Raw genomic sequence first — 22,889 nt, forward strand, 5'->3', positions numbered from 1 at the left:
CCCAAGAATTCGCAAGAAACCAGTTCCCCCAGAGCCACTGAAAAAGGTAGGAAACCGTGAACCCGGTAATCAAGCAATTCCAGTTCGGTCAATCGACCGTTACCCTCGAAACGGGCCGCATTGCCCGTCAGGCCACCGGCGCTGTGCTGGTCACCGTCGACAACGATGTCACCGTGCTGGTGACCGTGGTCGGTGCCAAGCAGGCAGACCCGAGCAAGGGCTTCTTCCCGCTGTCCGTGCACTACCAGGAAAAGACCTACGCCGCTGGCAAGATCCCAGGTGGTTTCTTCAAGCGTGAAGGCCGCCCATCCGAAAAAGAAACCCTGACTTCGCGCCTGATCGACCGCCCGATCCGCCCGCTGTTCCCAGAAGGTTTCATGAACGAAGTGCAGGTCGTCTGCACCGTGGTTTCCACCAGCAAGAAGACCGATCCGGACATCGCTGCGATGATCGGTACCTCGGCTGCCCTGGCCATTTCCGGCATTCCGTTCGAAGGCCCGATCGGCGCCGCCCGCGTTGCCTTCCACGAAAGCACCGGCTACCTGCTGAACCCGACTTACGAGCAGCAGGCCGCTTCGAGCCTGGACATGGTCGTAGCCGGTACCGCCGATGCCGTACTGATGGTTGAATCGGAAGCCAAAGAGCTGACCGAAGACCAGATGCTGGGCGCCGTGCTGTTCGCCCACGACGAATTCCAGGCCGTGATCAAGGCTGTCAAAGAGCTGGCTGCCGAAGCCGCCAAGCCGACCTGGGACTGGAAACCGGCCGTTGCCAACACCGAGCTGTTCAACGCCATCCGCGCCGAGTTCGGCGAGGCGGTCTCCCAGGGCTACACCATCACCGTCAAGGCCGACCGTTACGCGCGCCTGGGCGAGCTGCGCGACCAGGCGGTTGCCAAGTTCTCCGGTGAAGAAGGCCAGCCATCGGCCGGTGAAGTCAAAGACATCTTCGGCGAGATCGAATACCGCACCGTTCGCGAGAACATCGTCAACGGCAAGCCACGTATCGACGGCCGCGACACCAAGACCGTGCGCCCGCTGAACATCGAAGTCGGCGTACTGCCGAAGACCCACGGTTCGGCCCTGTTCACCCGTGGCGAAACCCAGGCCCTGGTGGTTGCCACCCTCGGCACCGCGCGTGACGCCCAGCTGCTGGACACCCTCGAAGGCGAGAAGAAAGACCCCTTCATGCTGCACTACAACTTCCCACCGTTCTCGGTAGGCGAGTGTGGTCGCATGGGCGGTGCTGGCCGTCGCGAAATCGGTCACGGCCGTCTGGCCCGTCGTTCGGTCCAGGCCATGCTGCCGGCCGCTGACGTGTTCCCGTACACCATCCGCGTCGTATCGGAAATCACCGAGTCCAACGGCTCCAGCTCCATGGCTTCGGTCTGTGGCGCTTCCCTGGCCCTGATGGACGCTGGTGTGCCGATGAAAGCACCGGTGGCCGGTATCGCCATGGGCCTGGTCAAGGAAGGCGAGAAGTTCGCCATTCTGACCGACATCCTGGGTGACGAAGACCACCTGGGCGACATGGACTTCAAGGTAGCCGGTACCGCCAAAGGTGTTACCGCGCTGCAGATGGACATCAAGATCAACGGCATCACCGAAGAGATCATGGAAATCGCCCTGGGCCAGGCCCTGGAAGCGCGCCTGAACATCCTCGGCCAGATGAACCAGATCATTGGCCAGTCGCGCACCGAGCTGTCGGCTAACGCACCGACCATGATCGCGATGAAGATCGACACCGACAAGATCCGTGACGTCATCGGTAAAGGCGGCGCCACCATCCGCGGCATCTGTGAAGAAACCAAGGCTTCGATCGACATCGAAGACGACGGTTCGATCAAGATCTTCGGCGAAACCAAGGAAGCGGCTGAAGCTGCCAAGCAGCGCATCCTGGGCATCACCGCAGAAGCCGAGATCGGCAAGATCTATGTCGGTAAGGTCGAGCGTATCGTCGACTTCGGCGCCTTCGTCAACATCCTGCCGGGCAAGGACGGCCTGGTGCACATCTCCATGCTCAGCGATGCGCGTGTAGAGAAGGTCACCGACATCCTGAAGGAAGGCCAGGAAGTCGAAGTTCTGGTACTGGACGTGGACAACCGCGGCCGTATCAAACTGTCGATCAAAGACGTCGCCGCTGCCAAGGCATCGGGCGTCTAAGCATTTCGATGCTGGAAAGAAGGACCCTTCGGGGTCCTTTTTTTATGGGCGTCGGTCATGCCCGTCGAACCGCTGGAGGCTGGGCACATTCCCTGCGGGCGAGCTTGCAACTTGCACTCAACAATACCCTCATACTTGCAAATTGCACGATCCATCATGTCGTGCGATTTTTATAAGTAACTGATTTATAAGGCTTAATTAAAATGCAAAAACCTGGCACAGCCCCTGCAACATCACTCCTACCTGACGCCAGGAACCACGGCGCAGACCTTTCGAAAAACAGGAGTGACTCTCATGAAGAAATTCGCCATTGCTGCCGCTACTGCTACCGCTCTGACCCTGACCATGGCTAACGCGGCGTTTGCTGCCCAGTCCACCCAGGCCCCGATGACGCTTGCGGCCGGTGAGGTGACCAAAGCCAAGGAAGCTACCTCCGATACCTGGATCACCACCAAGGTGAAGGCTGACCTGATGACCGAGAAAGGCGTACCGGGCAGCGATATCAAGGTCGAAACCAACAAGGGCGTTGTGTCGCTGTCGTCCGAAACGGCGATTACCGATGCGCAGAAAGAGATGGCAATCGCCATCGCCAAGAAAATCAAGGGCGTACAGGCCGTCTCGGCTGATGGCCTGAAGTCCGAATAAGGGATGTCCCGTCGGCCAAAGGGAATTGGCCACCTTTCACGCAAAAGCCCCGGCACCTGCCGGGGCTTTTGCTTATGCATCAGACCCCGGGATTGCGGGCGATCACATCACTCTCGAAGCACACCTGTTCCAGGATCAACGGCTCCACCAATGGCCGGCTGTCGCGAAAGTGCGCGGTCTGGGTATGGGCCTCGTAGGCCGCGTCGTCGCGGTAGATCTCGTACAGGTAGATCACCTGCGGGTCTTCGCGGTCCACCGACACATCGAACACCAGGCAGCCTGGCTCGGTAGCGACCGAGGCAGCCGCATTGGCTTTGATGGCGCTGAGAAAGGCTTCGGTCGTACCGGGCTTCACGCGCGTCTTGATAAACAGGCTATACACAGGCGCTTCCTTTTGTTTTAAATTCGCACTCGAATTGTATACAAAAATGGAGTCCTGACCATGACCGATCTACCTGCCCGCCCGGGCCGACTCAACGGCCTGCGCCACATTGCCCTGCTGGTGCCCAATCTGGAGGAGTGCGAGCGCTTCTATGTCGATGTGCTGGGCATGGAAGTACTCAATCGCGCCAACGAGGACCTGGTCTATCTCACCTGCGGTAACGACAACCTCTCGTTGGGGCGCGGCGCAGGCGCTGCCAATGGCCTGCAAACCCTGGATCACTATGGCTTCATCGTCGACAGCGTGGAGGAGCTGGAGGCCTGGTACCAGTACTTCAAGGCCCAAGGCGTGACCTTGCTTGACCGCCCGTTCAACCATGGCGACGGTGCGCGCAGCTTCCATTTGCTGGACCCGGCGGGGAACAAGGTACAGCCGCTGTATCACCCGTCGGTGTCGGGGCAGCGGTTGGTTTGAGTGTTTGATTTATGGCGATCGCAGGTGTGGCTGATCCTGCGCCGCTGGGAGCGACTTATCTGTGCTGTGGCTGTCGGCCTCATCGCCGGCAAGCCGGCTCCCACAGGTACGGCGCTGACCTTGACGATCACGCGATCCCTGTGGGAGCTGGCTTGTCGTGGCGACGAACCGCAGCGATGAGCTCAGCACAGGCCTCATCAAGCGGTATGGGCGTATGCCAAGTTACTCGGCATCCAGATGCAGCGGCGTTACCACCCGGCCATCGCTCTCGGCCTGGCCGAGGGATGCGTCGATGAAGTACACCCGGTCATCTTCGAGCTGCCCTTTGTCCACCAGGTAGTCCTTGATGCTGCTGGCCCGTTCCTGGCCGAGGGTACGCAGCAGCGGGGCACTCTCGGCCCAGGACTTGATCACCGCCTCGCGCAGCTTGGTGGTGCGCTCATCACGACCGAGCTTTTCCCACTCGGCGGGCGGTTGCTGCTTCAGCCGGGTGCGGTAGATACCTTCGAGCATGGGCGGCTTGTCGCTGTCATCAACCACCAGCAGGGACGGGTTGGCCGGCACCTTGTCGCCACGGCGCTGCAGTACCTTGTACCAGGTGGCCTGGTATTCGCGCTCCAGGCGCTGCTGGGCGATCAGCGGGCCATCGCTGCCCTGGGCGGCGGTACCTTCGATCTCCAGGCGCAGCTCCGGGCGCGACTTGAGCGCAGAGGCCAGTTTGTCCAGCGAGGCCTGGGCGTCGCTGCTGAGCTCGCTTGAACCTGCGGCGAACGAGACATTGCCCAGATCTTCCGCACCACCGCCAGAGACCAACCCGCCGATGAACTTGAACGGCGCCTGGGCGGCGCGCAGCACCAGGTTGCGCAGGGTCTGCCAGACGATCGGCATCACGCTGAACTGCGGGTTGTTGAGGTCGCCGGAGATCGGCAGTTCGATGGAGATCTTGCCCTCGGTATCCTTGAGCAGCGCCACTGCCAGGCGGATCGGCAGGTCCACCGCGTCCGGGCTGTCGACCTTCTCGCCCAGTTGCAGTTGCTCGACCACCAGCTTGTTCTCGGCTTTCAGCTGGCCGTTGGTGATCAGGTAATGCAGGTCAAGGTTCAGGCGCCCCTTGCGGATGCGGAAGCCCGCGAACTTGCCCGAGTAGGGGGTCAGGGTGGTCAGTTCGACGCGCTTGAAGCTGGTGGCGATATCCAGGCTGGCCAGCGGGTTGAACGGGTTGAGCGCGCCCTTGATGGTCACCGGCGCGTAACGGTCGACCTTGCCTTTGATGTCCACCTTGGCCGGTTGCGGCTTGCGGTTGTCGAGGGTGCCGACCTGGCCGTTGAGCTGTTGCACGGCGGTGGCGAAGTTGGGGGTCAGGGTCAGGTCGGCGAAGTTGGCCGAGCCGTCGTTGATGCTGATCTGGCCGATGCGGATGCCCAGCGGCTTGCTGCTGCCGGCAGTGGCGGGCTTGCTCTGGGAGGCCGCAGGCGCCCCGGCGGGTTGCGGGATCAGCAGGTCACTGACGTTGGTGGTGCGGTCTTCGTTGATGATGAAGCGCGCATAGGGTTGCAGCAGGGTCACCTTGTCGATCGACAGGGCGTCGCCATGCACATAGGACAGGCCATCGACGTTGACCTGCTGCCATTTGACGAAGTCGCGGTTCTTGATGGTGTCCAGGGTGTGCAGCTGGTTGACCTGGGCCTTGCCGCCAATGTCGAACGCCAGCGGCTCGGTGCTCTTCAGGTTCACTTTGAGGTCGCTGGACAGCATGCCGCTGCGCAGTTCCAGGCGAATGAACGGGCTGATGTAGGCCTGGGCCACGCGCAGGTCGATGTCGCGGGTGGCCACATCGAGCTTGGCGGTGATCGGTGCAAGGTTGACCTCGCCTGCGGCCTGCAGTTTGCCCTGCTTGCCCACGCCGGTATCGAGCTTGAGGGTGAAGGGCGACTGGTTGAGGCTGTCGAAGTTCTGCAGGTCGAGGTTGAGCGGGCCGACGTCCAGGGCCACAGGTTCCTTCTGGCTGCGGTCGGCCAGATGGATCATGTAGTTGCGCGCCTGTACGTCCTTGAGCAATACCTGCCAGGGCTTGCTCGGCGCCTTGGCGGCCTTTTCCTTGTCGGTGGGTTCGGCGGCAGCAGGCTCGGCCTTTTCCTTGGGGGTGGCCTTGGCCGGCTGGCTGGCGAACAGCTTCTGCCAGTCGAGCTGGCCATCCTTCTCCAGCGCCGCCCAGGTTTCGAGTTTTTCGCTGCGGATCTTGCCGACGGTCACCAACTGCTTGGCCAGGTCGATGGACGTTTCGCTGACCTCCAGGCTGGCCAGGCGCGCCAGCGGTCGGCCGTCGGGGGCCTTGATGGCGAACGGCGCAATGCGCACGGCGGTCTGGTCCAGCAACAGCTCGGTCTCTTTGGCCAGGCTGAGCTTGTAATGGGTGTCGAGGTTGATGACGCCATCTTCCAGCACCAGGGGCACAGCGTCGCGTACGTAGGGCCAGAACGCTTTCATCTTGCCGTCGGTGACTTTCAGCGTGCCTTCGGAGGCGATCGGCGCGAGGCTTAGGGTACCGCTCCAATCGATGCGCCCGCCGTTGGGGCCGTTGGCCACCAGGGTCATGTCGGCGTTGTCGTCAGGCAGGGTACTGAGGTTCTTGAGCTCCAGGTTCATCGAGTCGTAGATGAACTCGATCGGCTCGCTGGGGCGCTGGTCCTCGAAGTGCAGGTAGCCTTCGCTGAGCTTGATGCTGCCGATGCGCAGCGGGAATGGGTCGCTGGGTGGCTCTTCGGCTTTTGGCTCACTGGGTGGCAGCTTGAACAGCTGGGTCAGGTTGAGGCTGCCATCCTTGGCGAACAGCAGCTCGGTGCGCGGCTTGTCCAGCTCAACGGCTTCCAGGTGCAGGGCCTTGGTCCACAGGCTGTCGAGTGCCAGGTTGGCGTACAGCCGTTCGAAACCGACCTGCTCCTTGCCGGGCTCACCAATCTGCAGGCCCCACAGCGTCAGCTCGAGGCTGAACGGGTTGAGTTCGATGCGCTGCAGGTGCGCCGGCACGGTGGCGTGCTGCGCCAACTGCTGGTTGGCAATGCGCAGTGCGATGCCGGGGAGAATAAGGAAGCCGAGCAGGCTGTACAGGGCCACCAGGGCCAGCAATGCGCCGAAGGCGCGAGTCAATCCTTTGTGCATGTGTCGCTTCGTCTGTAGCAGGCTGGAGTGCTTGGAGTATGGCACGTTCAACAGGTTCCGCCGGGGTCGGAAAACACCTCATTCAATCCCCATGCGCCGCCTTGCGCGGTGCGCCGAACCGTCGCGCATGGCCCAGCGCAGCACCGGGGCGGTGTTGGCCAGGCCCAGGCGGATCAGGCGCCTGGCCAGCAGGCCTTGCTGCAGGCCTAGCATCTGCTGGGCCCAGCCTGGCAGCAGGTCCGCTCCCGCTTTAAGCATCAGTTTGCCCACCGGCTCGGCCATGCGGCTGGGTGCCGGCGCCTTGAACAGGATGTCGATCACTTCCAGGCTGCGGGCATCACAGAGCAGCTGTGGGCGCATGCGTTGCAGGTAGTCCTCGACCTGGCTGCAGGAGCGCGGCACGTCGCGGGCGCCCAGGCGCTCGGCGATCAGGGCGATCTCGTTGTAGTAGGCGTCCTGATCGGCACGGGGCAGGCCGGGGTTGCGGTAGCGCAGATGGGCGGCGAGAAAGCTGCTCACTTCGGCCACATGCACCCAGGTCAACAGGTCGGGGTCGCTGGCGGCATAAGGGCGCCCGTCCGCGGCGGTGCCGACCACCTTGAGATGGATGGTGCGTACCTTGTCGATGAGCCACTCGGCGTCGCGGGTCGAGCCGAACGTGGTGCCGGAGATGAACTGGCTGGTACGGCGCAGGCGGCCGAGCAGGTCTTCGCGAAAGTTCGAATGGTCCCACACGCCAGCCAGTGCCAGTGGGTGCAGCAACTGCAACATCAACGCACTGATGCCACCCACCAGCATGCTCGGGAAGTCGCCGTGCACCTGCCAGCTGATGCTCTGAGGGCCGAACAGCCCTGGGTCGCCTTTGGGCGATTCCAGGTCGAGCTGGCCGAGGGCCAGCCCGGTAAGGCTCATGACCTGGGTTTCGATGCGGCGGCGTAGGGCTTCCATGGCGACCTTGCGGGCAGGGCAGCCCTGCCCGGGCCGCGGGTTACTGGTTGAGACGCTTGTCGATCAGGCCCTGGACCACGCTCGGGTCGGCGAGGGTGGAGGTATCTCCCAGGTTGTCCAGTTCGTTGCAGGCGATCTTGCGCAGTATACGCCGCATGATCTTGCCTGAGCGGGTCTTGGGCAGGGCCGGGGCCCACTGGATCAACTCCGGCTTGGCGAAACTGCCGATCTCCTTGCTGACCAGCGCCAGTAACTCGGCCTTGAGCGCATCGTCCGGGGTGACACCGTTCATGGGGGTGACGAAGGCATACACGCCCTGGCCTTTGAGGTCGTGGGGGTAACCCACCACCGCAGCTTCGGCGACACTGTCGTGCAGCACCAGCGCGCTCTCGACCTCGGCGGTGCCGATGCGGTGGCCGGAAACATTGATCACATCGTCGATGCGCCCGGTGATCCAGTAGTCGCCATCGGCGTCGCGGCGGGCGCCGTCGCCGGTGAAGTAATAGCCGGGCAGGGGTTTGAAGTAGGTGTCGACCATGCGCTGATGGTCGCCATAGACACTGCGGATCTGCCCTGGCCAACTGGCCTTGATCGCCAGCAGCCCGGCGCCGGGGCCTTCGATGAGCTTGCCTTTTTCGTCCAGTAATACAGGTTGCACGCCGAACATGGGCTGGGTGGCGCAGCCGGGCTTGAGGCGCTGGGTGCCGGGGAGAGGGGTGAGCATGATGCCGCCAGTCTCGGTCTGCCACCAGGTGTCGACGATGGGGCAGCGCTGCTGCCCGACCGCCTCGAAATACCACTCCCAGGCTTCGGGGTTGATCGGTTCGCCGACGCTGCCGAGCAGGCGCAGGCTCTGGCGCGAGGTGCCTTGCAAGGGGCCTGAGCCTTCGCGCATCAAGGCGCGCAGGGCGGTGGGCGCGGTATAGAAGATATTCACCCGGTGCTTGTCCACCACCTGCCAGAAGCGCGAGGTGTCGGGGTAGTTGGGCACGCCCTCGAACATCAGCGAGATCGCCCCGTTGGCCAGCGGGCCGTAGACGATGTAGCTGTGGCCGGTTACCCAGCCGACATCGGCGGTGCACCAGAACACCTCGCCGTCGCGGTAATCGAACACCAGCTTGAAGGTCATCGTGGCCTGCAGCAGGTAGCCGGCGGTGCTGTGCAGCACGCCCTTGGGTTTGCCGGTGCTGCCGGAGGTGTAGAGGATGAACAGCGGGTCTTCGGCCGCCATGGGTTCGGGCGGGCAGTCATCGCCGGCCTTTTCGGTGGCCTCGTGGTACCAGAGGTCGCGGCCGTCGCTCCAGGCCACATCGCCCCCGGTGCGGCGCACCACCAGCACGCTGCTGACATTGGGGCAGTTGGCCAGGGCTTTGTCGACGTTCTGTTTGAGCGGTATGCGTTTGCCGCCACGCACCCCTTCGTCGGCCGTGATCACGGTGCGGCAGTCGGCGTCGAGGATGCGGTCACGCAGGGCGTCGGGCGAGAAACCGCCGAACACCACCGAGTGGATGGCGCCGATGCGTGTGCAGGCGAGCATGGCGTAGGCGGCTTCGGGGATCATCGGCATGTACAGGCACACGCGGCCGCCTTTCTTTACCCCGCGTGCTTTGAGCGCATTGGCCAGGCGGCAAACCTGGCGGTGCAGTTCGCGGTAGCTGATGGCCTTGCTGTCGTTCGGGTCGTCGCCTTCCCACAGCAAAGCCGTCTGCTCGCCGCGCTGGGCCAGGTGGCGATCGATGCAGTTGTAGGAGACGTTGAGCTGGCCGCCGTCGAACCAGCGCGCCGAGCCGGTATTCAGGTCGCATTGCTGCACGCTGGCCCAGGGCTTGATCCAGTCCAGGCGTTTGGCCTGTTCGGCCCAGAAAGTGTCGGGGTTTTCCACCGACTGGCGGTAGAGGCGGCGGTAGTCGTCGTCGGTCAATTCGGCGGCCTGGCAGACGGCCAGGGCCTGGGGGTAGTTGCGGATATCGAACATGGCGGGTGGTCCTGCTCTTGTTGGGGAGTGGGACTGCGGCGGCTATTCGATGGACAGTGTAGAAGGTGGGGGTGTTCCTGGAGGCGCGGAAATCGTGCGATCTGTGGGAGCGGCTTTAGCCGCGAAGCAGGCGGCGCGGTGGATGGCACCGGCTTCGCCGGTGTTCGCGGCTGAAGCCGCTCCCACAGGCCCGTGCAAATCCGCGAGTTATTTGCAGGCCTGTGAGAGCGGTCGTATATCAGCTAGACATCAACCGCGATGACGGCCGCGGAAGTAGTTGATCAGACCCTGGGTAGAGCCATCCTCGGCGCTTTCTTCGAGGCTGCCGACCAGGCGCTGATACACGCCCTTGCCCAGCTCCTTGCCCAGCTCCACGCCCCACTGGTCGAAGGCGTTGATACCCCAGATCACGCTCTGCACGAAGACCTTGTGCTCGTACATGGCCACCAGCGCGCCAAGCCGGCGCGGGCTGATGCGCTCGACCACCAGGGTATTGCTCGGGCGGTTGCCCGGGATCACCTTGTGCGGGGCGAGCTTGGCGATGTCGGCTTCGTTGAGGCCCTTGGCGCGCAGTTCGGCTTCGGCTTCCTCGCGGGTCTTGCCGAGCATCAGCGCCTGGCTCTGCGACAGGCAGTTGGCATACAGCCACTGGTGATGGTCGGCCACCGGATTGAAGCTCACCACCGGCACGATGAAGTCGGCCGGGATCATCTGGGTGCCCTGGTGCAGCAACTGGTGGTAGGCGTGCTGGCCGTTGCAGCCCACGCCGCCCCAGATCACCGGGCCGGTATCGGTTTTCACCGGGGTGCCGTCGGTCAGCACGCTCTTGCCGTTGGACTCCATGTCCAGCTGCTGCAGGTGCTTGGTGATGTTGCGCAGGTAGTGGTCGTACGGCAGGATCGCGTGGCTCTTGGCGCCCCAGAAGTTGCCGTACCACACGCCCAGCAGGGCCAGCAGCACCGGCATGTTCTTGTCGAACGGCGCGGTCTGGAAGTGCTGGTCCATGGTGTAGGCGCCGGACAGCAGCTCCTTGAAGTTGGCGGTGCCGATGGCCAGGGCAATCGGCAGGCCGATGGCCGACCACAGCGAGTAACGCCCGCCGACCCAGTCCCACATCGGGAAGATGTTCTCTTCGCGGATGCCAAAGGCCACGGCGGCGGCCTTGTTGCTCGACACGGCGATGAAGTGGCGGTAAAGCTCGGCTTCCGAACCACCCTGGGCCAGGTACCAGGTGCGGGCGGCCATGGCGTTCTTCAGGGTTTCGAGGGTGTTGAACGACTTCGACGAGACGATGAACAGGGTGGTTTCGGCGCGCAGGTTGGCCGACAGTTCATGGAATTCGCTGCCGTCGATGTTGGCCAGGTAGTGGCAACGGACACCGCGCTGGGCATAGGGCAGCAGGGCTTCGGAGACCAGTTCCGGGCCGAGGAACGAGCCGCCGATGCCGATGTTGACCACGTCGGTGATCGGTTTTTCGCTGTAGCCGCGCCACAGGCCGTCGTGGATGCGGCCGACCAGCTCGGTGATCTGGTTCAGCACTTTGTGCACTTCCGGCATCACGTTGGCGCCGTTGACGCTGAGCTTGTCACCGACCGGGCGGCGCAGCGCGGTGTGCAGCACCGGGCGGCCTTCCGAGCCGTTGATGATTTCGCCGCTGAACATCGACTTGATGGCGTCGCCCAGTTCGACTTCGTTGGCCAGGTTCACCAGCAGTTCGCGGGTCTGCTCGTTGATGAGGTTCTTCGAGTAGTCGAGGAACAACCCGCAACAGCTCAGGGAAAACTGTTCGAAGCGCTTGCCGTCGGCGGCGAAGGCTTCGCGCATGCTGAAGCCCTGCATGGCGTCGCGGTGTTGCTGAAGCGCCTGCCAGGCGGGCAGCGCCGTCACATCGTGGGGAGTACGGTAATACGCCATTGCGGATGGTTTCCTTGGTGCATGGTCAGGCTATGACACTGGCGATCTTTGCCAGTTGCAAGCTGCTCATTATAGGCATTGGTCGCAAAGCGGGAATGGGGGGGCGGGGGGCGGTGAATGAAATATTCTGGTTCCGTGGGAGCGGGCTTGCCCCGCGATACCGGCGCAGCCGGTGCCATCCATCGCGGGGCAAGCCCGCTCCCACGGAACCTCTATAAATCAATTGGTTAAAGCTGGGTCAGGCGGTCGTCGCTTCCAGGTGCAGGTACAGGTTGTCGATCAACCGGGTGTTACCCATGTACGCCGCCGCAATCACTACCAGGTCACGGTCATCGACCTGTGCCGGGCGCAGGGTCAGCGCATGGCGTACTTCCAGGTAGTCCTTACGGAACCCCGCCGCTTCGAGTTGCGCCTGCCCTTCAGCGATCAGCGCCGCGAAATCACGCTGGCCACGGCGAATGGCCTCTGCCATGCCGCTAAGGGTGCGATACAGCGCAGGCGCCGCCGCGCGCTGCTCGGCGCTCAGGTAACCATTGCGCGACGACAGCGCCAGGCCATCCTCGGCGCGCACGGTCGGCTCGCCAAGGATCTGGATCGGCATGTTCAGGTCGCGAACCATGGCGCGGATTACCGCCAGTTGCTGGAAGTCCTTCTCACCGAATACGGCAAGGTCGGGCTGGACCATGTTGAACAGCTTGCTGACCACGGTCGCCACGCCTTCGAAGTGCCCGGGGCGGCTGGCACCGCACAGGCCTTCGGACAACTGCGGCACGCTGACCCGGGTCTGCACGGCCATGCCATCGGGGTACATCTCCTCGACGGTGGGGGTGAACAGCAGGTGGCAGCCCGCTTGGAGCAGTTTTTCCTGATCGGCGGCGAGGGTGCGTGGGTATTTGTCCAGGTCTTCGCCGGCACCGAACTGCAGCGGGTTGACGAAGATGCTGGCAACCACGAAGTCGGCGCGCTGGGCGGCCTTGGTCACCAGCGCGGCGTGGCCGCTGTGCAGGTTGCCCATGGTCGGCACGAACGCGATGCGCTTGCCCTCGCCACGGGCACGGGCCACGGCGGCGCGCAGTTCAAGGACGGTCTTGACGGTATTCATGCGCTGAACCCATGTTCACTGGCGGGGAAACTGACGTCTTTCACGGCTTGCACATAGGCTTTGAACGCGCTGTCGATGTCCGGCTGGCCGGCCATGAAGTTCTTCACGAACTTCGGCACGCGGCCGCTGAGGGACAGGCCGAGCATGTCGTGCAGCACCAGCACCTGGCCATCGGTGGCGCTACCGGCACCGATACCGATCACCGGAATGGCCACTGCCTGGGTGATCTCTGCGGCCAGCTCGCTGGGCACGCACTCGAGCAGCAGCATGGCGGCGCCGGCTTGCTCCAGGGCGATGGCATCGGCGCGCATCTGCCGCGCCTGGGCTTCCTGGCGGCCTTGGACCTTGTAGCCGCCGAGCACGTTGACGGTCTGTGGCGTGAGGCCCATGTGCGCGCACACCGGCACGCCGCGTTCGGCCAGCAGGCGGATGGTCTCGGCCAGCCAGGCGGCGCCTTCGATCTTGACCATGTGGGCGCCGGCGCGCATCAACTGGGCGGCGTTGCTGAACGCCAGCTCAGGGGTGGCATGGGCCATGAAGGGCAGGTCGCTGAGGATCAGCGCGCCGTCGTTGCCGCGTTTGACGCAGGCGGTGTGGTAGGCCATGTCGTCGTTGCTGACGGGCAGGGTGCTGTCATGCCCTTGCAGGACCATTCCCAGGGAGTCGCCCACCAGCAGGATTTCCACGCCGGCCTGGCTTGCGGCCTTGGCGAAGGTTGCGTCATAGCAGGTCAGCATGGTGATTTTTTCACCCTTGGCCTTCAGGCCATGCAGGGTGGTCAGGGTTACTTCAGGCATGTAGGGGCATCCTCGTTCAGGCGCTGTGAAAGACAACTGCGTACAACGCGTGTATTCATCAAGCGGAGCGGCACATCATCGTCTGTGATGTTCGGGCACAGGTCCGTCCGGGCCTAAATGGGTGATTGCGGCATAGTGGCGCCGCGGGACGCCTATAGTCGTGAGCGGGGTGGGGGAAGTCAATGACCCGTGTTACCGCATTGTTACGCGGTGGGTGTTACTGGCGTTACCGCCGTCTGAAACGCCCGTTTTACAGGCGTTCCAGGCCGACGAACGGGCAATCCTGAAGCATTTGCTGCAGGCTGCGGCCATCGGCGAGGCGGAAGTCGGCGTCGACCAGCTCGGCGAGCGGGTAGAGCACGAAGGGGCGGGCGTGCATGTGGTAATGCGGTACTTTCAGGCGCGGCACGTCGATGAGCTGGTCACCGAACAGCAGCACGTCCAGGTCGAGGGTGCGCGGCCCCCAGCGTTCCTGGCGGACCCGGCCCTGGTCGTTCTCGATGGCTTGCAGGGCGTCGAGCAGGTCAAGCGGCGCCAGCCGGGTATCGATGGCCGCCACGGCATTGGTGTAGCGCGGCTGGCCGGGCAGCAGCGAGTCGCTGGTGTACAGCGCCGAAGCCGCTGCCAGGCGAGTGTCGGCCAGCACATCCAGCGCCTGCAGGGCGCTGCGCAGCTGCTCGGCGGGCTCGTCGAGGTTGCTGCCCAGGCCGATGTAGGCGCGGGTATTCATGCTCAGTCCCACGCCTGGTCGTCGTCACGCTTGCGTTTGCTGGGGCTGCGCTTGCGTTTGCGCGGGCCTGCGCCTGTGCTGGCACCGTCGTCGCGGTTGCCCAGTTCGCGAATCATGTCGCGGCGCTGGCTGTCATTGGCGTCCTGGTAGTCGGTCCACCATTGGCCCAGGCCATCGGTTTCCTCGCCTGCGCTTTCACGTAGCAGCAGGAAATCGTAGCCGGCGCGGAAACGCGGGTTGTCGAGCAGCATGTCGGCGCGTTTGCCGCTACGCCGTGGCAAGCGCTCCTGCATGTCCCAGATCTCGCGGATCGGCAGGGTGAAACGCTTGGGGATGGCAATGCGTTGGCACTGCTCGGCGATCAGGTCGTGGGCCGCGCCATTCATGGCTGGGATCGGCGGCACGCCTTGGCTCTGCAGGTGCAGCGCGCGGCCTGGCAGGGCTGGCCAGAGCAGGGCGGCGAAGAGGAACGCAGGCGTGACCGGCTTGCCCTGCTTGACGCGCAGGTCGGTGTTGGCCAGGGCCTGGCTGATCAGTGTGTGGGTGTAGGTCGGGCGCTCTTCCAGGGCATGGGCACTGGCAGGGAACAACGGCTCGAACAACTCCAGGTCGACCAGCATCTCGAAGGCCAATGCGCCCTGGCCGTTGAGGAACAGCTTGAGGGTTTCTTCGAACAAACGTGCCGGCGGGATCTCGCGCAGCAGCTTGGCCAGCTGGCGGATCGGTTGCACGGTGTGCTTTTCGATGCCGAAGTTCAGCTTGGCGGCGAAGCGCACGGCGCGCAGCATGCGCACCGGGTCTTCCTGGTAGCGGTGCGTTGGGTCGCCGATCAGGCGCAGCAGGCGGTTGCGCACATCGTGCACGCCGTTGGCGTAATCGAGCACGCGCTCGTTGACCGGGTCGTAGTACAGGGCGTTGATGGTGAAGTCGCGGCGTTGCGCGTCTTCCTCAAGGGTGCCGTACACGTTGTCGCGCAGGATGCGGCCGCTGGCATTGTGCGAGGAGCGGTGGCTGTCGGCCTGGTCCTCGTCCGAGTGCGGGGCACGGAAGGTGGCGACTTCGATGATCTCGCGACCGAAATGCACGTGAACCAGCTTGAAGCGCCGGCCAATGATGCGGGCGTTGCGGAACTCGGCGCGCACCTGTTCGGGGGTGGCGCTGGTGGCGACGTCGAAGTCCTTGGGCGTGATGCCCAGCATCAGGTCGCGCACGCAGCCACCGACCAGATAGGCCTGGTAGCCGGCCGCCTGCAGGCGCTCGACGATGCTCACGGCATGGCGGCTGAACTGGCTGCGCTGCAGCGAGTGCTGGCTCTTGTTGATCACTTCAGGCGTGGTGCGCCTGTGGTGCTGGCCGGGGACCGGCGGGCGGAACGACTGGAACAGCTTCTTCAGCATGGGATGCACTGTTTGAAGGAATGTTCGGCCAAGGATAGGAGAATGGCCGCATGATGGGCGGGGATTCTAGCATTTACTGGGGGAATGGTGTAGGCGGCGTGCCAAGGGGCGTGGCAGACGCCCAGAAACGACAATGGGGAGCCGAAGCTCCCCACCAAGTCGTTGTGTGCTCTTATTGTTTTTTTGCTGGGCTTCTTGTTTTTGTTGAGTGCCCTGTTCACAAATCTCGAAGCTTGTAAACGACCCCTAAACCAGGGGTGAAGAGCAAACGGATTGCTTTGGTCGCCGAGTTGATGCTGATCTTTCGATCCAATCAGTTCAGGTGCTGCTTTTGAGTGCAGTTTTTGTTGTTCTCTGTCTGATCGTGGGGCAAGCCCCAAACACAGCTCCTCTCCAAAAGAATCAGTTAGCTGCGCCTCCGCCGTCTTGTTTTTATTGTGCGTGAGCCGTTTCGTCTTGTTCTTATTCTGAGTTGCAGTGCTTGTTATTGTTCTTGTACCAGACATATAGCAGATGCCGTGCCAACTTTTGAAAAGCCAATGAATCCGGGGGTTTTGGCCATTTCGACGGCTGTCCGCGCCGGGCAAATGTGGAAATTTCGTTACCGTACGCCTCGTGGGCTGTTACGCCGAAGGGCAGAGGTAACAGATTTTTGCGGGAACTGATCTGTTACCGCGCTTCCCTCAAAAGCATCGCGGGCGGTGCGGCGGTCCGACAAGCCCGCTCCCACGCTAGGTGCTCCTGTATGGGCATCAGGCGTGGGAGCGGGCTTGTCGGGACGCCGCACCGCCCGCGATAGGTATGACGGTGTATCAGTTGTCGCTGGTGGCGTTGCTCTTGCGCCGCGGAATGCCCAGGCGCTGGCGACGCTCCCACAGGCACTTGCGGCTGACGCCCAGCTTGCGCGCCAGTTCCGTCTCGGTCATGTGGTCCTGGTGTTCAAGGACGAAGTGCTGGAAGTAGTCCTCCAGCGACAGGTCTTCGGTGGGCTCGTGGCTGGCGTTGCTGGCGGCGTTGCTGACCAGGGAGGGCAGGTGGGCCAGGCCATCGACCTCTTCGAGGTCGCTGAGCTCGATGTCGATGCCCAGCAGGTCTGCGGAAATCTCCGCGCTCTCGCTCAGGATCACCGCGCGCTCCACGGCGTTCTCCAGCTCGCGCACGTTGCCCGGCCAGCTGTAGTGACGGATGGCCTGTTCGGCTTCGTGGGAGAAGTGCAGGTCGTCGCGGCCGATGCGCGCGCTCTGGCGGGCGAGGAAGGTGTCGGCGATTTCGTTGACGTCGCTGCCGCGCTCGCGCAGGGCGGGCAGCTTGAGCGCAATCACGTGCAGGCGGTAATACAGGTCTTCACGGAACTGGCCGGCCTTGGCCAGGTTCTTCAGGTCACGGTGGGTCGCTGCGATCAGGCGCACATCGACCTTTTGCGACTGTACCGAGCCGACCCGGCGGATCTCGCCTTCCTGCAGTACGCGCAGCAGGCGGGCTTGTGCCTCAAGCGGCAGCTCGCCGATCTCGTCGAGGAACAGGGTGCCGCCATCGGCCGCTTCGACCAGGCCGGCACGGCCGGCACTGGCACCGGTGAACGCCCCTTTCTCGTGGCCGAACAGTTCGGATTCGATCAGGGTTTCCGGGATCGCCGCGCAGTTCACCGAGATCATCGGTGCCTTGGCCCGGCGCGAAAGATTGTGCAGGGCGCGGGCGACCAGCTCCTTGCCGGTGCCGGACTCGCCCTGGATCAGCACGTTGGAGTCGGTGGGCGCGACCTTGCGGATCTTGACGAACAGGTCCTGCATGGGCGCGCAGGAACCGATGATGCCGATTTCGCCATTGGCGGCTGCGGGGCTGGACTTGTCCGCGCCGGCCTTGCCATTGGTGGGCCGCGGTTCGGCGACCGCTGCTGCGGCCGGCGCGTTCTGCCGGTCGCGCAGGATGCGCGCGACGGCTTGCAGCATTTCGTCGTGGTCGAAGGGCTTGGCGATGTAGTCCACCGCGCCCATTTTCATCGAGTCCACCGCCGAGCGCAGGCTGGCGTAGCTGGTCATGATCAGTACCGGCGTGCCCTGGCCAAGCTTGATCAGCTCGGTGCCGGGGGCGCCGGGCAGGCGCAGGTCGCTGACGATCAGGTCAAAGGTGGCGATGCTGAAGCGTTCCTGGGCTTCCTGCACCGAGCCGGCTTCGCTGACCTGGTACTGGTTGCGTTCGAGCAGGCGGCGCAGGGCCGAACGGATGATGGTTTCGTCTTCGACGATCAGAATGTGCGGCATTGATTCAATTCTCTCGACGGTCTCGAATTACAGGGGACGTCGCTACGACATGCCGGGGCAGGGTCACGCGGATCCGGGTACCACGTTGGCGCTCGATGTCGGCCGGGCTGTCGATGGTGATTTGCCCATAATGCTCTTCCACGATGGAATAGACCAGAGCGAGCCCCAGTCCGGTTCCCTCGCCTGGGTCCTTGGTGGTGAAGAAGGGTTCGAACAGGCGATCCATGATGCTTTTCGGGATGCCGCTGCCCTCGTCCTCGACGATCAGGTCGACGGTGTGATCGCTGACTTCGCTGCGCACGCGTACGGCACTGCCGGCCGGGGAGGCGTCGCGGGCGTTGGACAGCAGGTTGATCAGCACCTGGGCCAGGCGCTGCGGGTCGCCCTCGGCCCAGTGGTCGGGGTCGCACAGGTTGAAGAACTGTACTTCGAAATTGCGCCGGTTCAGCGCCAGCAGACCAATGGCGTCCTGCGCCACTTCGGCGAGGCACACCGGCTCCTCGCTGTTCTGCTGGCTGCCGCCGGCATGGGCAAAGCTCATCAGTGACTGGACGATGCGCGACACGCGCTTGGTCTGTTCGAGGATCTGGCTGGACAGCTCGATGATCTCGCCATCGCCCTCGCGCTCTTCACGCAGGTTCTGCGCAAGGCAGGCGATGCCGGTGATCGGGTTGCCGATTTCGTGGGCAACGCCTGCGGCCAGGCGGCCGATGCTGGCCAGGCGCTCGGAGTGCACCAGCTTGTCTTCCAGGGCCTGGGTTTCGGTGAGGTCCTCGACCAGCAGCACCAGGCCGCTGTTGCCCGGTGCCAGTGGCTCGTCGATGGCCGCCTTGTGCAGGTTGAGCCAGCGTGGCTGGCCATCGAGGGCCAGGCGCTGCTTGTGCAGGTGCTCGTCGGGTACGTTGATGAACCCCTGCAAAAGGCCGCGCCAAGGTTCGCCAATGGTCACCAGGCGCGAGCCGACCACGTGCTTGGCGGCGATGCCTGTGAGTTCTTCCATCGCCTTGTTCCACATCAGGATTTCCTGGTCCTTGGCCAGCGAGCAGACGCCCATGGGCAGCTCCTGCAAGGTCTGGCGGTGGTAGCGGCGCAGGGCGTCGAGCTCGGCGGCGAGGCCGGTCAGGCGCGAGTGGTAGTCCTCGAGGCGGCTCTCTATGAAGTGGATGTCTTCGGTGACGTAGTTTTCGTTGCCGGACTTGTACGGCAGGAAGGTCTCGACCATGTCCTGGGCCACGCTCGGGCCCATCAGGCCGGAGAGGTTGGCCTCGATGCGGTCGCGCAGGCGACGCAGGGCGTAGGGGCGGCGCTCGTCGAACGGCAGGTAAAGGTCACGCAGGGCTTGCTCGACTTCCTTCTGTGCGGCCTTGGCGCCCAGTGGCTTGGCAAGCTGGGTTGCGAACTCCTGGGGCGAGGCAGCGTGCAGCTCGCGGCGTTGCGGGCGACGCACGTTGTCCACCGCGCAGGCTTCGGCGGCACTGACCTCTTCGCTGCTGGCATTGGTGAACAGCGAAATCAGGGTGAACAGCAGGACGTTGGCCGCCAACGAGGCGATGGCCGCCATGTGCCAGCTGGTGTCGTCCAGCACGTAGATCATGTCCAGCAACGGAATGTAGAAGCCCTGCAGGTTACCCAGCAGCGGCAGGAGCATGGTCACCATCCACACCAGCATGCCGGCCAGCAGGCCGGCGATGAAACCGCGGCGGTTGGCGGTCGGCCAGTACAGCACCGAAAGCACGCCGGGCAGGAACTGCAGGGTGGCGACGAAGGCGACGATGCCGAGGTTGGCCAGGCTCTGGTGGTTGTTCTGGGTCAGGTAGAAGACGAAACCTGCGGTGATGATGGCGACGATCAGCGCCCGGCGGGTCCACTTCAGCCAGCGGTAGATGTTGCCTTCGGCCGGTGGCTGGTACAGCGGCAGCACCAGGTGGTTGAGGGCCATGCCCGACAGCGCCAGGGTGGTGACGATGATCAGCCCGCTGGCGGCCGACAGCCCGCCGACATAGGCCAGCAAGGCCAGGGCCTGGTTGTTGGCGGCGATGCCCAGCCCCAGGGTGAAGTATTCCGGGTTGGTGCTGGCGCCCAGGCGCAGGCCGGCCCACAGCACCAGCGGCACGGCCAGGCTCATCAGCAGCAGGAACAGCGGCAGGCCCCAGCTGGCGCTGACCAGCGAGCGTGGGCTGAGGTTTTCGGTGAAGGCCATGTGGTACATGTGCGGCATCACGATCGCCGAGGCGAAGAACACCAGCAGCAGGGTGCGCCACGGGCCTTCCTGCAACGGCGTATGCAGGGCGGCGAGGGCGGTCTGGTTCTGCAGCAGCCACACTTCCAGCCCGTGCGGGCCGCCGAACACGCCGTACAGCGCGTAAAGGCCGATGCCGCCCAGGGCCAGCAGTTTGATCACCGACTCGAAGGCGATGGCGAACACCAGGCCCTCGTGCTTCTCGCGGGTGGCGATATGGCGCGAGCCGAAGAAAATGGTGAAGAGGGTGATCAGCGCACAGAAGGCGAATGCCACCCGCGCCTTGACCGGCTCGCCAGTGAGGATGCTGATGGAGTCGGCCACCGCCTGGATCTGCAGGGCCAGCAATGGCAGCACGCCGATCAGCATGAAGATGGTGGTCAGCGCGCCGGCCCAGGTGCTGCGGAAACGGAACGCCAGCAGGTCGGCCAGCGATGAGAGCTGGTAGGTGCGGGTGATCTTGAGGATCGGGTAGAGCAGCACCGGTGCCAGCAGGAATGCGCCGGACACCCCCAGGTAACAGGCGAGGAACCCATAGCCATATTGGTAGGCCAGCCCCACCGAGCCATAGAAGGCCCAGGCGCTGGCATAGACGCCCAGCGACAGGGTGTAGGTCAGCGGGTGGCGGATGACCGAGCGCGGGATCAGCCCGCGTTCGCTGATCCAGGCCACGCCGAACAGCACCAGCAGGTAGGCGGCGCTGATCAGGATCATCTGGGTCAGGCTAAAGCTCATCGGCATCTCGTTGGCTCTGCAGGATGAAAGTGACGACGATGAGGATCAGCCAGAGCAGGTAGGGGCGGTACCAGGCTCCGGTCGGTTCGATCCACCAGTCCATGATGGCCGGGGAGAACAGGTAGATCCCCACGACCAGAAGCAGGACCAAACGATAGATGTACATGCTGGCCTCGAGGGTTGGGCGCTGCGGGTTTGGACTTATTATTGGTGAAAATGGCGCAGGCGATGCTAGCGGGTATCGGTAGGGTTAGCCAAGGGTTTGAATTTGTTGGGCTTTTGAACTTGGTTTCGCTTGTTCTGGCCTATCGCGGGGCAAGCCCGCTCCCACGCTAGTTATCTGCGTGGGAGCGGGCTTGCCCCGCGATGGCCTCACTGTATATCGGCTTCAGGCACCGTCATCTGCCGCGCAATTTGTTCCGGCCGCCACTGAGTTCGCGCCACCGCCAGCACCTCAGCCGGGCTGGCACCCAACAACGCCGGGTCGGTCTGCTGGCCCAGCGCGCGCAATGCTCGCAGCAGCAGCGGCGTGGCCTGGTCCGGCTCGAGCGGCGGCGAGCGGTACGACTTGCCCAGCTTGTGCCCGTCGGGTTGGACGATCAGTGGGATATGCAGGTAGCGCGGCTGCGAGAAGCCCAGCAGCTCCTGCAGGTAGAGCTGGCGCGGTGTGTTGTCCAGCAGGTCGGCGCCGCGCACGACATCGGTCACCCCCTGCCAGGCATCGTCCAGCACGACGGCCAGCTGGTAGGCGTAGAGCCCATCGCGGCGCTGGATGACGAAATCGCCCACTTCGCGCCCCAGGTGCTGCTCGAACAGGCCTTGCACCCGGTCATTGAAGCGGTAGATCAGCTCGGGCACCCGCAGGCGTATCGCCGCGCCTTCGCGGGCATGCCCGGCATTGCGGCAAAAGCCCGGGTAGATGCCGTGATGCCCCTCCAGTTGCTTGCGCGAGCAGGTGCAGGCATAGGCCAGGCCCATATTGAACAGCCGGTCGACGACTGCAGCATAGGCGTCGTGGCGCTGGCTCTGGCAAACCACCTCGCCATCCCACTCCAGCCCGTAACGTTCAAGGGTCTGCAGGATGGCATCACGGGCACCGGGCATCTCGCGTGGCGGGTCGGTATCTTCCATGCGCAGCAGCCAACGGCCGTTGACGGCGCGGGCGTCGAGCCAGGAGGCGAGGGCGGCGACCAGCGAGCCGAAGTGCAGGTAACCGCTGGGCGTGGGGGCGAAGCGTCCGATGTAGGGGGTCATGGGCTGTGCGAGCTATATAAATGAAAACGGGGCGTATCTGATGTGGGAAGGGGCAAGCCCGCTCCCACAACCAGTACGCCCCGTCTTTTCGGGATTCGGATCAGCCTTTGCCGACCGTCTTTTCCTTTTTCTCGGCGATTTCCTTGCAGTCGAAGCACAGGTCTGCAGTCGGACGGGCTTCCAGGCGACGCAGGCCGATTTCAATACCGCAGGATTCGCACCAGCCGTAGTCTTCGTCCTGGATCAGTTGCAAGGTCTTGTCGATTTTCTTGATCAGCTTGCGCTCGCGATCGCGGTTGCGCAGTTCCAGGGCGAATTCTTCTTCCTGGCTGGCGCGGTCGGCTGGATCGGGGAAGTTGGCTGCCTCGTCCTTCATGTGGTCCATGGTTTTGTCGACACTGGCCATGAGCTCTTGCTTCCAGCCGTTCAGAAGCTTGGTGAAGTGGGCCCGCATCGGGGCACCCATGTATTCTTCACCCTTGGTTTCCTTGTACGGCTCGACGCCATAGAGCGTTTGACTGGCTTTTTGCTTTTCTAGGGTGGACATGAATAGACCGCCTCTCACTCATCTGATCCAATGCGCAGGATACTTCCATCTCCGGCGACCGCCGGCCCTGCGACTGCGAGCCGCCGAACTTACCAGATAGATACGGGGTGCGCTACCCCGCCCTATGCCTGCTATTGACAGCGGCGCGGGCGGCACGTTCGCTGGTAT

Annotated in this window: 17 protein-coding genes; 3 read left to right on the forward strand and 14 right to left on the reverse strand. The window is 63.7% G+C overall.

All coding sequences use genetic code 11. The features are described 5' to 3' along the window. Nucleotides 1-56: 56 nt before the first annotated feature. Entirely contained in the window at nucleotides 57-2,162 is a 2,106-nt protein-coding gene (gene pnp, locus LOY51_RS03860) for a polyribonucleotide nucleotidyltransferase (RefSeq protein WP_125462543.1), read from the forward strand. A gap of 294 nt (nucleotides 2,163-2,456) precedes the next feature. Next, nucleotides 2,457-2,807, forward strand: a complete 351-nt coding sequence (locus LOY51_RS03865; protein WP_125462544.1) for a BON domain-containing protein — start codon at nucleotides 2,457-2,459, stop codon at nucleotides 2,805-2,807. A 79-nt stretch (nucleotides 2,808-2,886) separates the two neighbouring features. Here the strand turns inward: LOY51_RS03865 and LOY51_RS03870 are convergent, their stop codons facing one another. Next, complete coding sequence (locus LOY51_RS03870) at nucleotides 2,887-3,189, reverse strand: heme-binding protein (protein WP_110995996.1); 303 nt, start codon at nucleotides 3,187-3,189, stop codon at nucleotides 2,887-2,889. Nucleotides 3,190-3,249: 60 nt separating this feature from the next. Between LOY51_RS03870 and LOY51_RS03875 the strand changes: the two genes are divergently transcribed. Further along, the gene (locus LOY51_RS03875) at nucleotides 3,250-3,663 is read left to right on the forward strand and encodes a VOC family protein (RefSeq protein ID WP_125857402.1); all 414 of its coding nucleotides are present in this window, start codon (nucleotides 3,250-3,252) and stop codon (nucleotides 3,661-3,663) included. 222 nt (nucleotides 3,664-3,885) lie between these two features. On the opposite strand, the gene LOY51_RS03880 is transcribed toward LOY51_RS03875, so the two are convergent. From LOY51_RS03880 to dksA, 13 genes are all read right to left on the reverse strand, one after another. Next, nucleotides 3,886-6,822 carry a DUF748 domain-containing protein gene (locus tag LOY51_RS03880; RefSeq protein ID WP_258644588.1) on the reverse strand — a complete coding sequence of 979 codons (2,937 nt, stop codon included), beginning with the start codon at nucleotides 6,820-6,822 and terminating at the stop codon, nucleotides 3,886-3,888. Between the two features lie 78 nt (nucleotides 6,823-6,900). Continuing rightward, the gene (locus LOY51_RS03885) at nucleotides 6,901-7,770 is read right to left on the reverse strand and encodes an oxygenase MpaB family protein (RefSeq protein ID WP_258644595.1); all 870 of its coding nucleotides are present in this window, start codon (nucleotides 7,768-7,770) and stop codon (nucleotides 6,901-6,903) included. 40 nt (nucleotides 7,771-7,810) lie between these two features. Then, on the reverse strand, nucleotides 7,811-9,745 hold the full coding sequence (gene acs, locus LOY51_RS03890; RefSeq protein WP_258644597.1) for an acetate--CoA ligase: 1,935 nt from the start codon (nucleotides 9,743-9,745) through the stop codon (nucleotides 7,811-7,813). Nucleotides 9,746-9,994: 249 nt separating this feature from the next. Then, nucleotides 9,995-11,659 carry a glucose-6-phosphate isomerase gene (gene pgi, locus LOY51_RS03895; RefSeq protein ID WP_110995991.1) on the reverse strand — a complete coding sequence of 555 codons (1,665 nt, stop codon included), beginning with the start codon at nucleotides 11,657-11,659 and terminating at the stop codon, nucleotides 9,995-9,997. A gap of 238 nt (nucleotides 11,660-11,897) precedes the next feature. Next, the gene (panC, locus tag LOY51_RS03900) at nucleotides 11,898-12,761 is read right to left on the reverse strand and encodes a pantoate--beta-alanine ligase (protein WP_125857410.1); all 864 of its coding nucleotides are present in this window, start codon (nucleotides 12,759-12,761) and stop codon (nucleotides 11,898-11,900) included. Next, nucleotides 12,758-13,558, reverse strand: a complete 801-nt coding sequence (gene panB, locus LOY51_RS03905; protein WP_125462551.1) for a 3-methyl-2-oxobutanoate hydroxymethyltransferase — start codon at nucleotides 13,556-13,558, stop codon at nucleotides 12,758-12,760. Before panB ends, panC begins: the two co-directional genes overlap by 4 nt. A 250-nt stretch (nucleotides 13,559-13,808) precedes the next feature. Continuing rightward, complete coding sequence (gene folK / locus LOY51_RS03910; protein WP_125462552.1) at nucleotides 13,809-14,288, reverse strand: 2-amino-4-hydroxy-6-hydroxymethyldihydropteridine diphosphokinase; 480 nt, start codon at nucleotides 14,286-14,288, stop codon at nucleotides 13,809-13,811. A gap of 2 nt (nucleotides 14,289-14,290) precedes the next feature. Beyond that, entirely contained in the window at nucleotides 14,291-15,685 is a 1,395-nt protein-coding gene (locus LOY51_RS03915; protein ID WP_258644610.1) for a polynucleotide adenylyltransferase PcnB, read from the reverse strand. Nucleotides 15,686-16,497: 812 nt separating this feature from the next. Continuing rightward, on the reverse strand, nucleotides 16,498-17,946 hold the full coding sequence (locus tag LOY51_RS03920) for a sigma-54-dependent transcriptional regulator (protein WP_125462555.1): 1,449 nt from the start codon (nucleotides 17,944-17,946) through the stop codon (nucleotides 16,498-16,500). 4 nt (nucleotides 17,947-17,950) lie between these two features. Then, nucleotides 17,951-20,926 carry a sensor histidine kinase gene (locus LOY51_RS03925; protein WP_189654515.1) on the reverse strand — a complete coding sequence of 992 codons (2,976 nt, stop codon included), beginning with the start codon at nucleotides 20,924-20,926 and terminating at the stop codon, nucleotides 17,951-17,953. Then, nucleotides 20,910-21,086 (reverse strand): hypothetical protein, encoded by a 177-nt coding sequence (locus LOY51_RS03930; RefSeq protein WP_003250005.1) that lies wholly within the window; start codon nucleotides 21,084-21,086, stop codon nucleotides 20,910-20,912. The genes LOY51_RS03925 and LOY51_RS03930 overlap by 17 nt, the downstream gene beginning before the upstream one ends. A gap of 206 nt (nucleotides 21,087-21,292) precedes the next feature. Then, on the reverse strand, nucleotides 21,293-22,174 hold the full coding sequence (gluQRS, locus tag LOY51_RS03935) for a tRNA glutamyl-Q(34) synthetase GluQRS (RefSeq protein ID WP_258644615.1): 882 nt from the start codon (nucleotides 22,172-22,174) through the stop codon (nucleotides 21,293-21,295). A 100-nt stretch (nucleotides 22,175-22,274) separates the two neighbouring features. After that, entirely contained in the window at nucleotides 22,275-22,721 is a 447-nt protein-coding gene (dksA, locus tag LOY51_RS03940) for an RNA polymerase-binding protein DksA (RefSeq protein WP_125462558.1), read from the reverse strand. Nucleotides 22,722-22,889 lie beyond the last annotated feature (168 nt).

Origin of the sequence: Pseudomonas sichuanensis (genome assembly GCF_024749065.1) — a bacterium.
Lineage (GTDB): Bacteria > Pseudomonadota > Gammaproteobacteria > Pseudomonadales > Pseudomonadaceae > Aquipseudomonas > Aquipseudomonas sichuanensis.

Coding starts and splice junctions, on each gene's coding strand:
- LOY51_RS03865 (WP_125462544.1), top strand. CDS start 2,457: ATGAAGAAATTCGCCATTGCTGCCGCTACTGCTACCGCTCTGACCCTG.
- LOY51_RS03875 (WP_125857402.1), top strand. CDS start 3,250: ATGACCGATCTACCTGCCCGCCCGGGCCGACTCAACGGCCTGCGCCAC.
- LOY51_RS03880 (WP_258644588.1), bottom strand. CDS start 6,822: ATGCACAAAGGATTGACTCGCGCCTTCGGCGCATTGCTGGCCCTGGTG.
- LOY51_RS03885 (WP_258644595.1), bottom strand. CDS start 7,770: ATGGAAGCCCTACGCCGCCGCATCGAAACCCAGGTCATGAGCCTTACC.
- acs (WP_258644597.1), bottom strand. CDS start 9,745: ATGTTCGATATCCGCAACTACCCCCAGGCCCTGGCCGTCTGCCAGGCC.
- pgi (WP_110995991.1), bottom strand. CDS start 11,659: ATGGCGTATTACCGTACTCCCCACGATGTGACGGCGCTGCCCGCCTGG.
- panC (WP_125857410.1), bottom strand. CDS start 12,761: ATGAATACCGTCAAGACCGTCCTTGAACTGCGCGCCGCCGTGGCCCGT.
- panB (WP_125462551.1), bottom strand. CDS start 13,558: ATGCCTGAAGTAACCCTGACCACCCTGCATGGCCTGAAGGCCAAGGGT.
- folK (WP_125462552.1), bottom strand. CDS start 14,288: ATGAATACCCGCGCCTACATCGGCCTGGGCAGCAACCTCGACGAGCCC.
- LOY51_RS03915 (WP_258644610.1), bottom strand. CDS start 15,685: ATGCTGAAGAAGCTGTTCCAGTCGTTCCGCCCGCCGGTCCCCGGCCAG.
- LOY51_RS03920 (WP_125462555.1), bottom strand. CDS start 17,946: ATGCCGCACATTCTGATCGTCGAAGACGAAACCATCATCCGTTCGGCC.
- LOY51_RS03925 (WP_189654515.1), bottom strand. CDS start 20,926: ATGCCGATGAGCTTTAGCCTGACCCAGATGATCCTGATCAGCGCCGCC.
- LOY51_RS03930 (WP_003250005.1), bottom strand. CDS start 21,086: ATGTACATCTATCGTTTGGTCCTGCTTCTGGTCGTGGGGATCTACCTG.
- gluQRS (WP_258644615.1), bottom strand. CDS start 22,174: ATGACCCCCTACATCGGACGCTTCGCCCCCACGCCCAGCGGTTACCTG.
- dksA (WP_125462558.1), bottom strand. CDS start 22,721: ATGTCCACCCTAGAAAAGCAAAAAGCCAGTCAAACGCTCTATGGCGTC.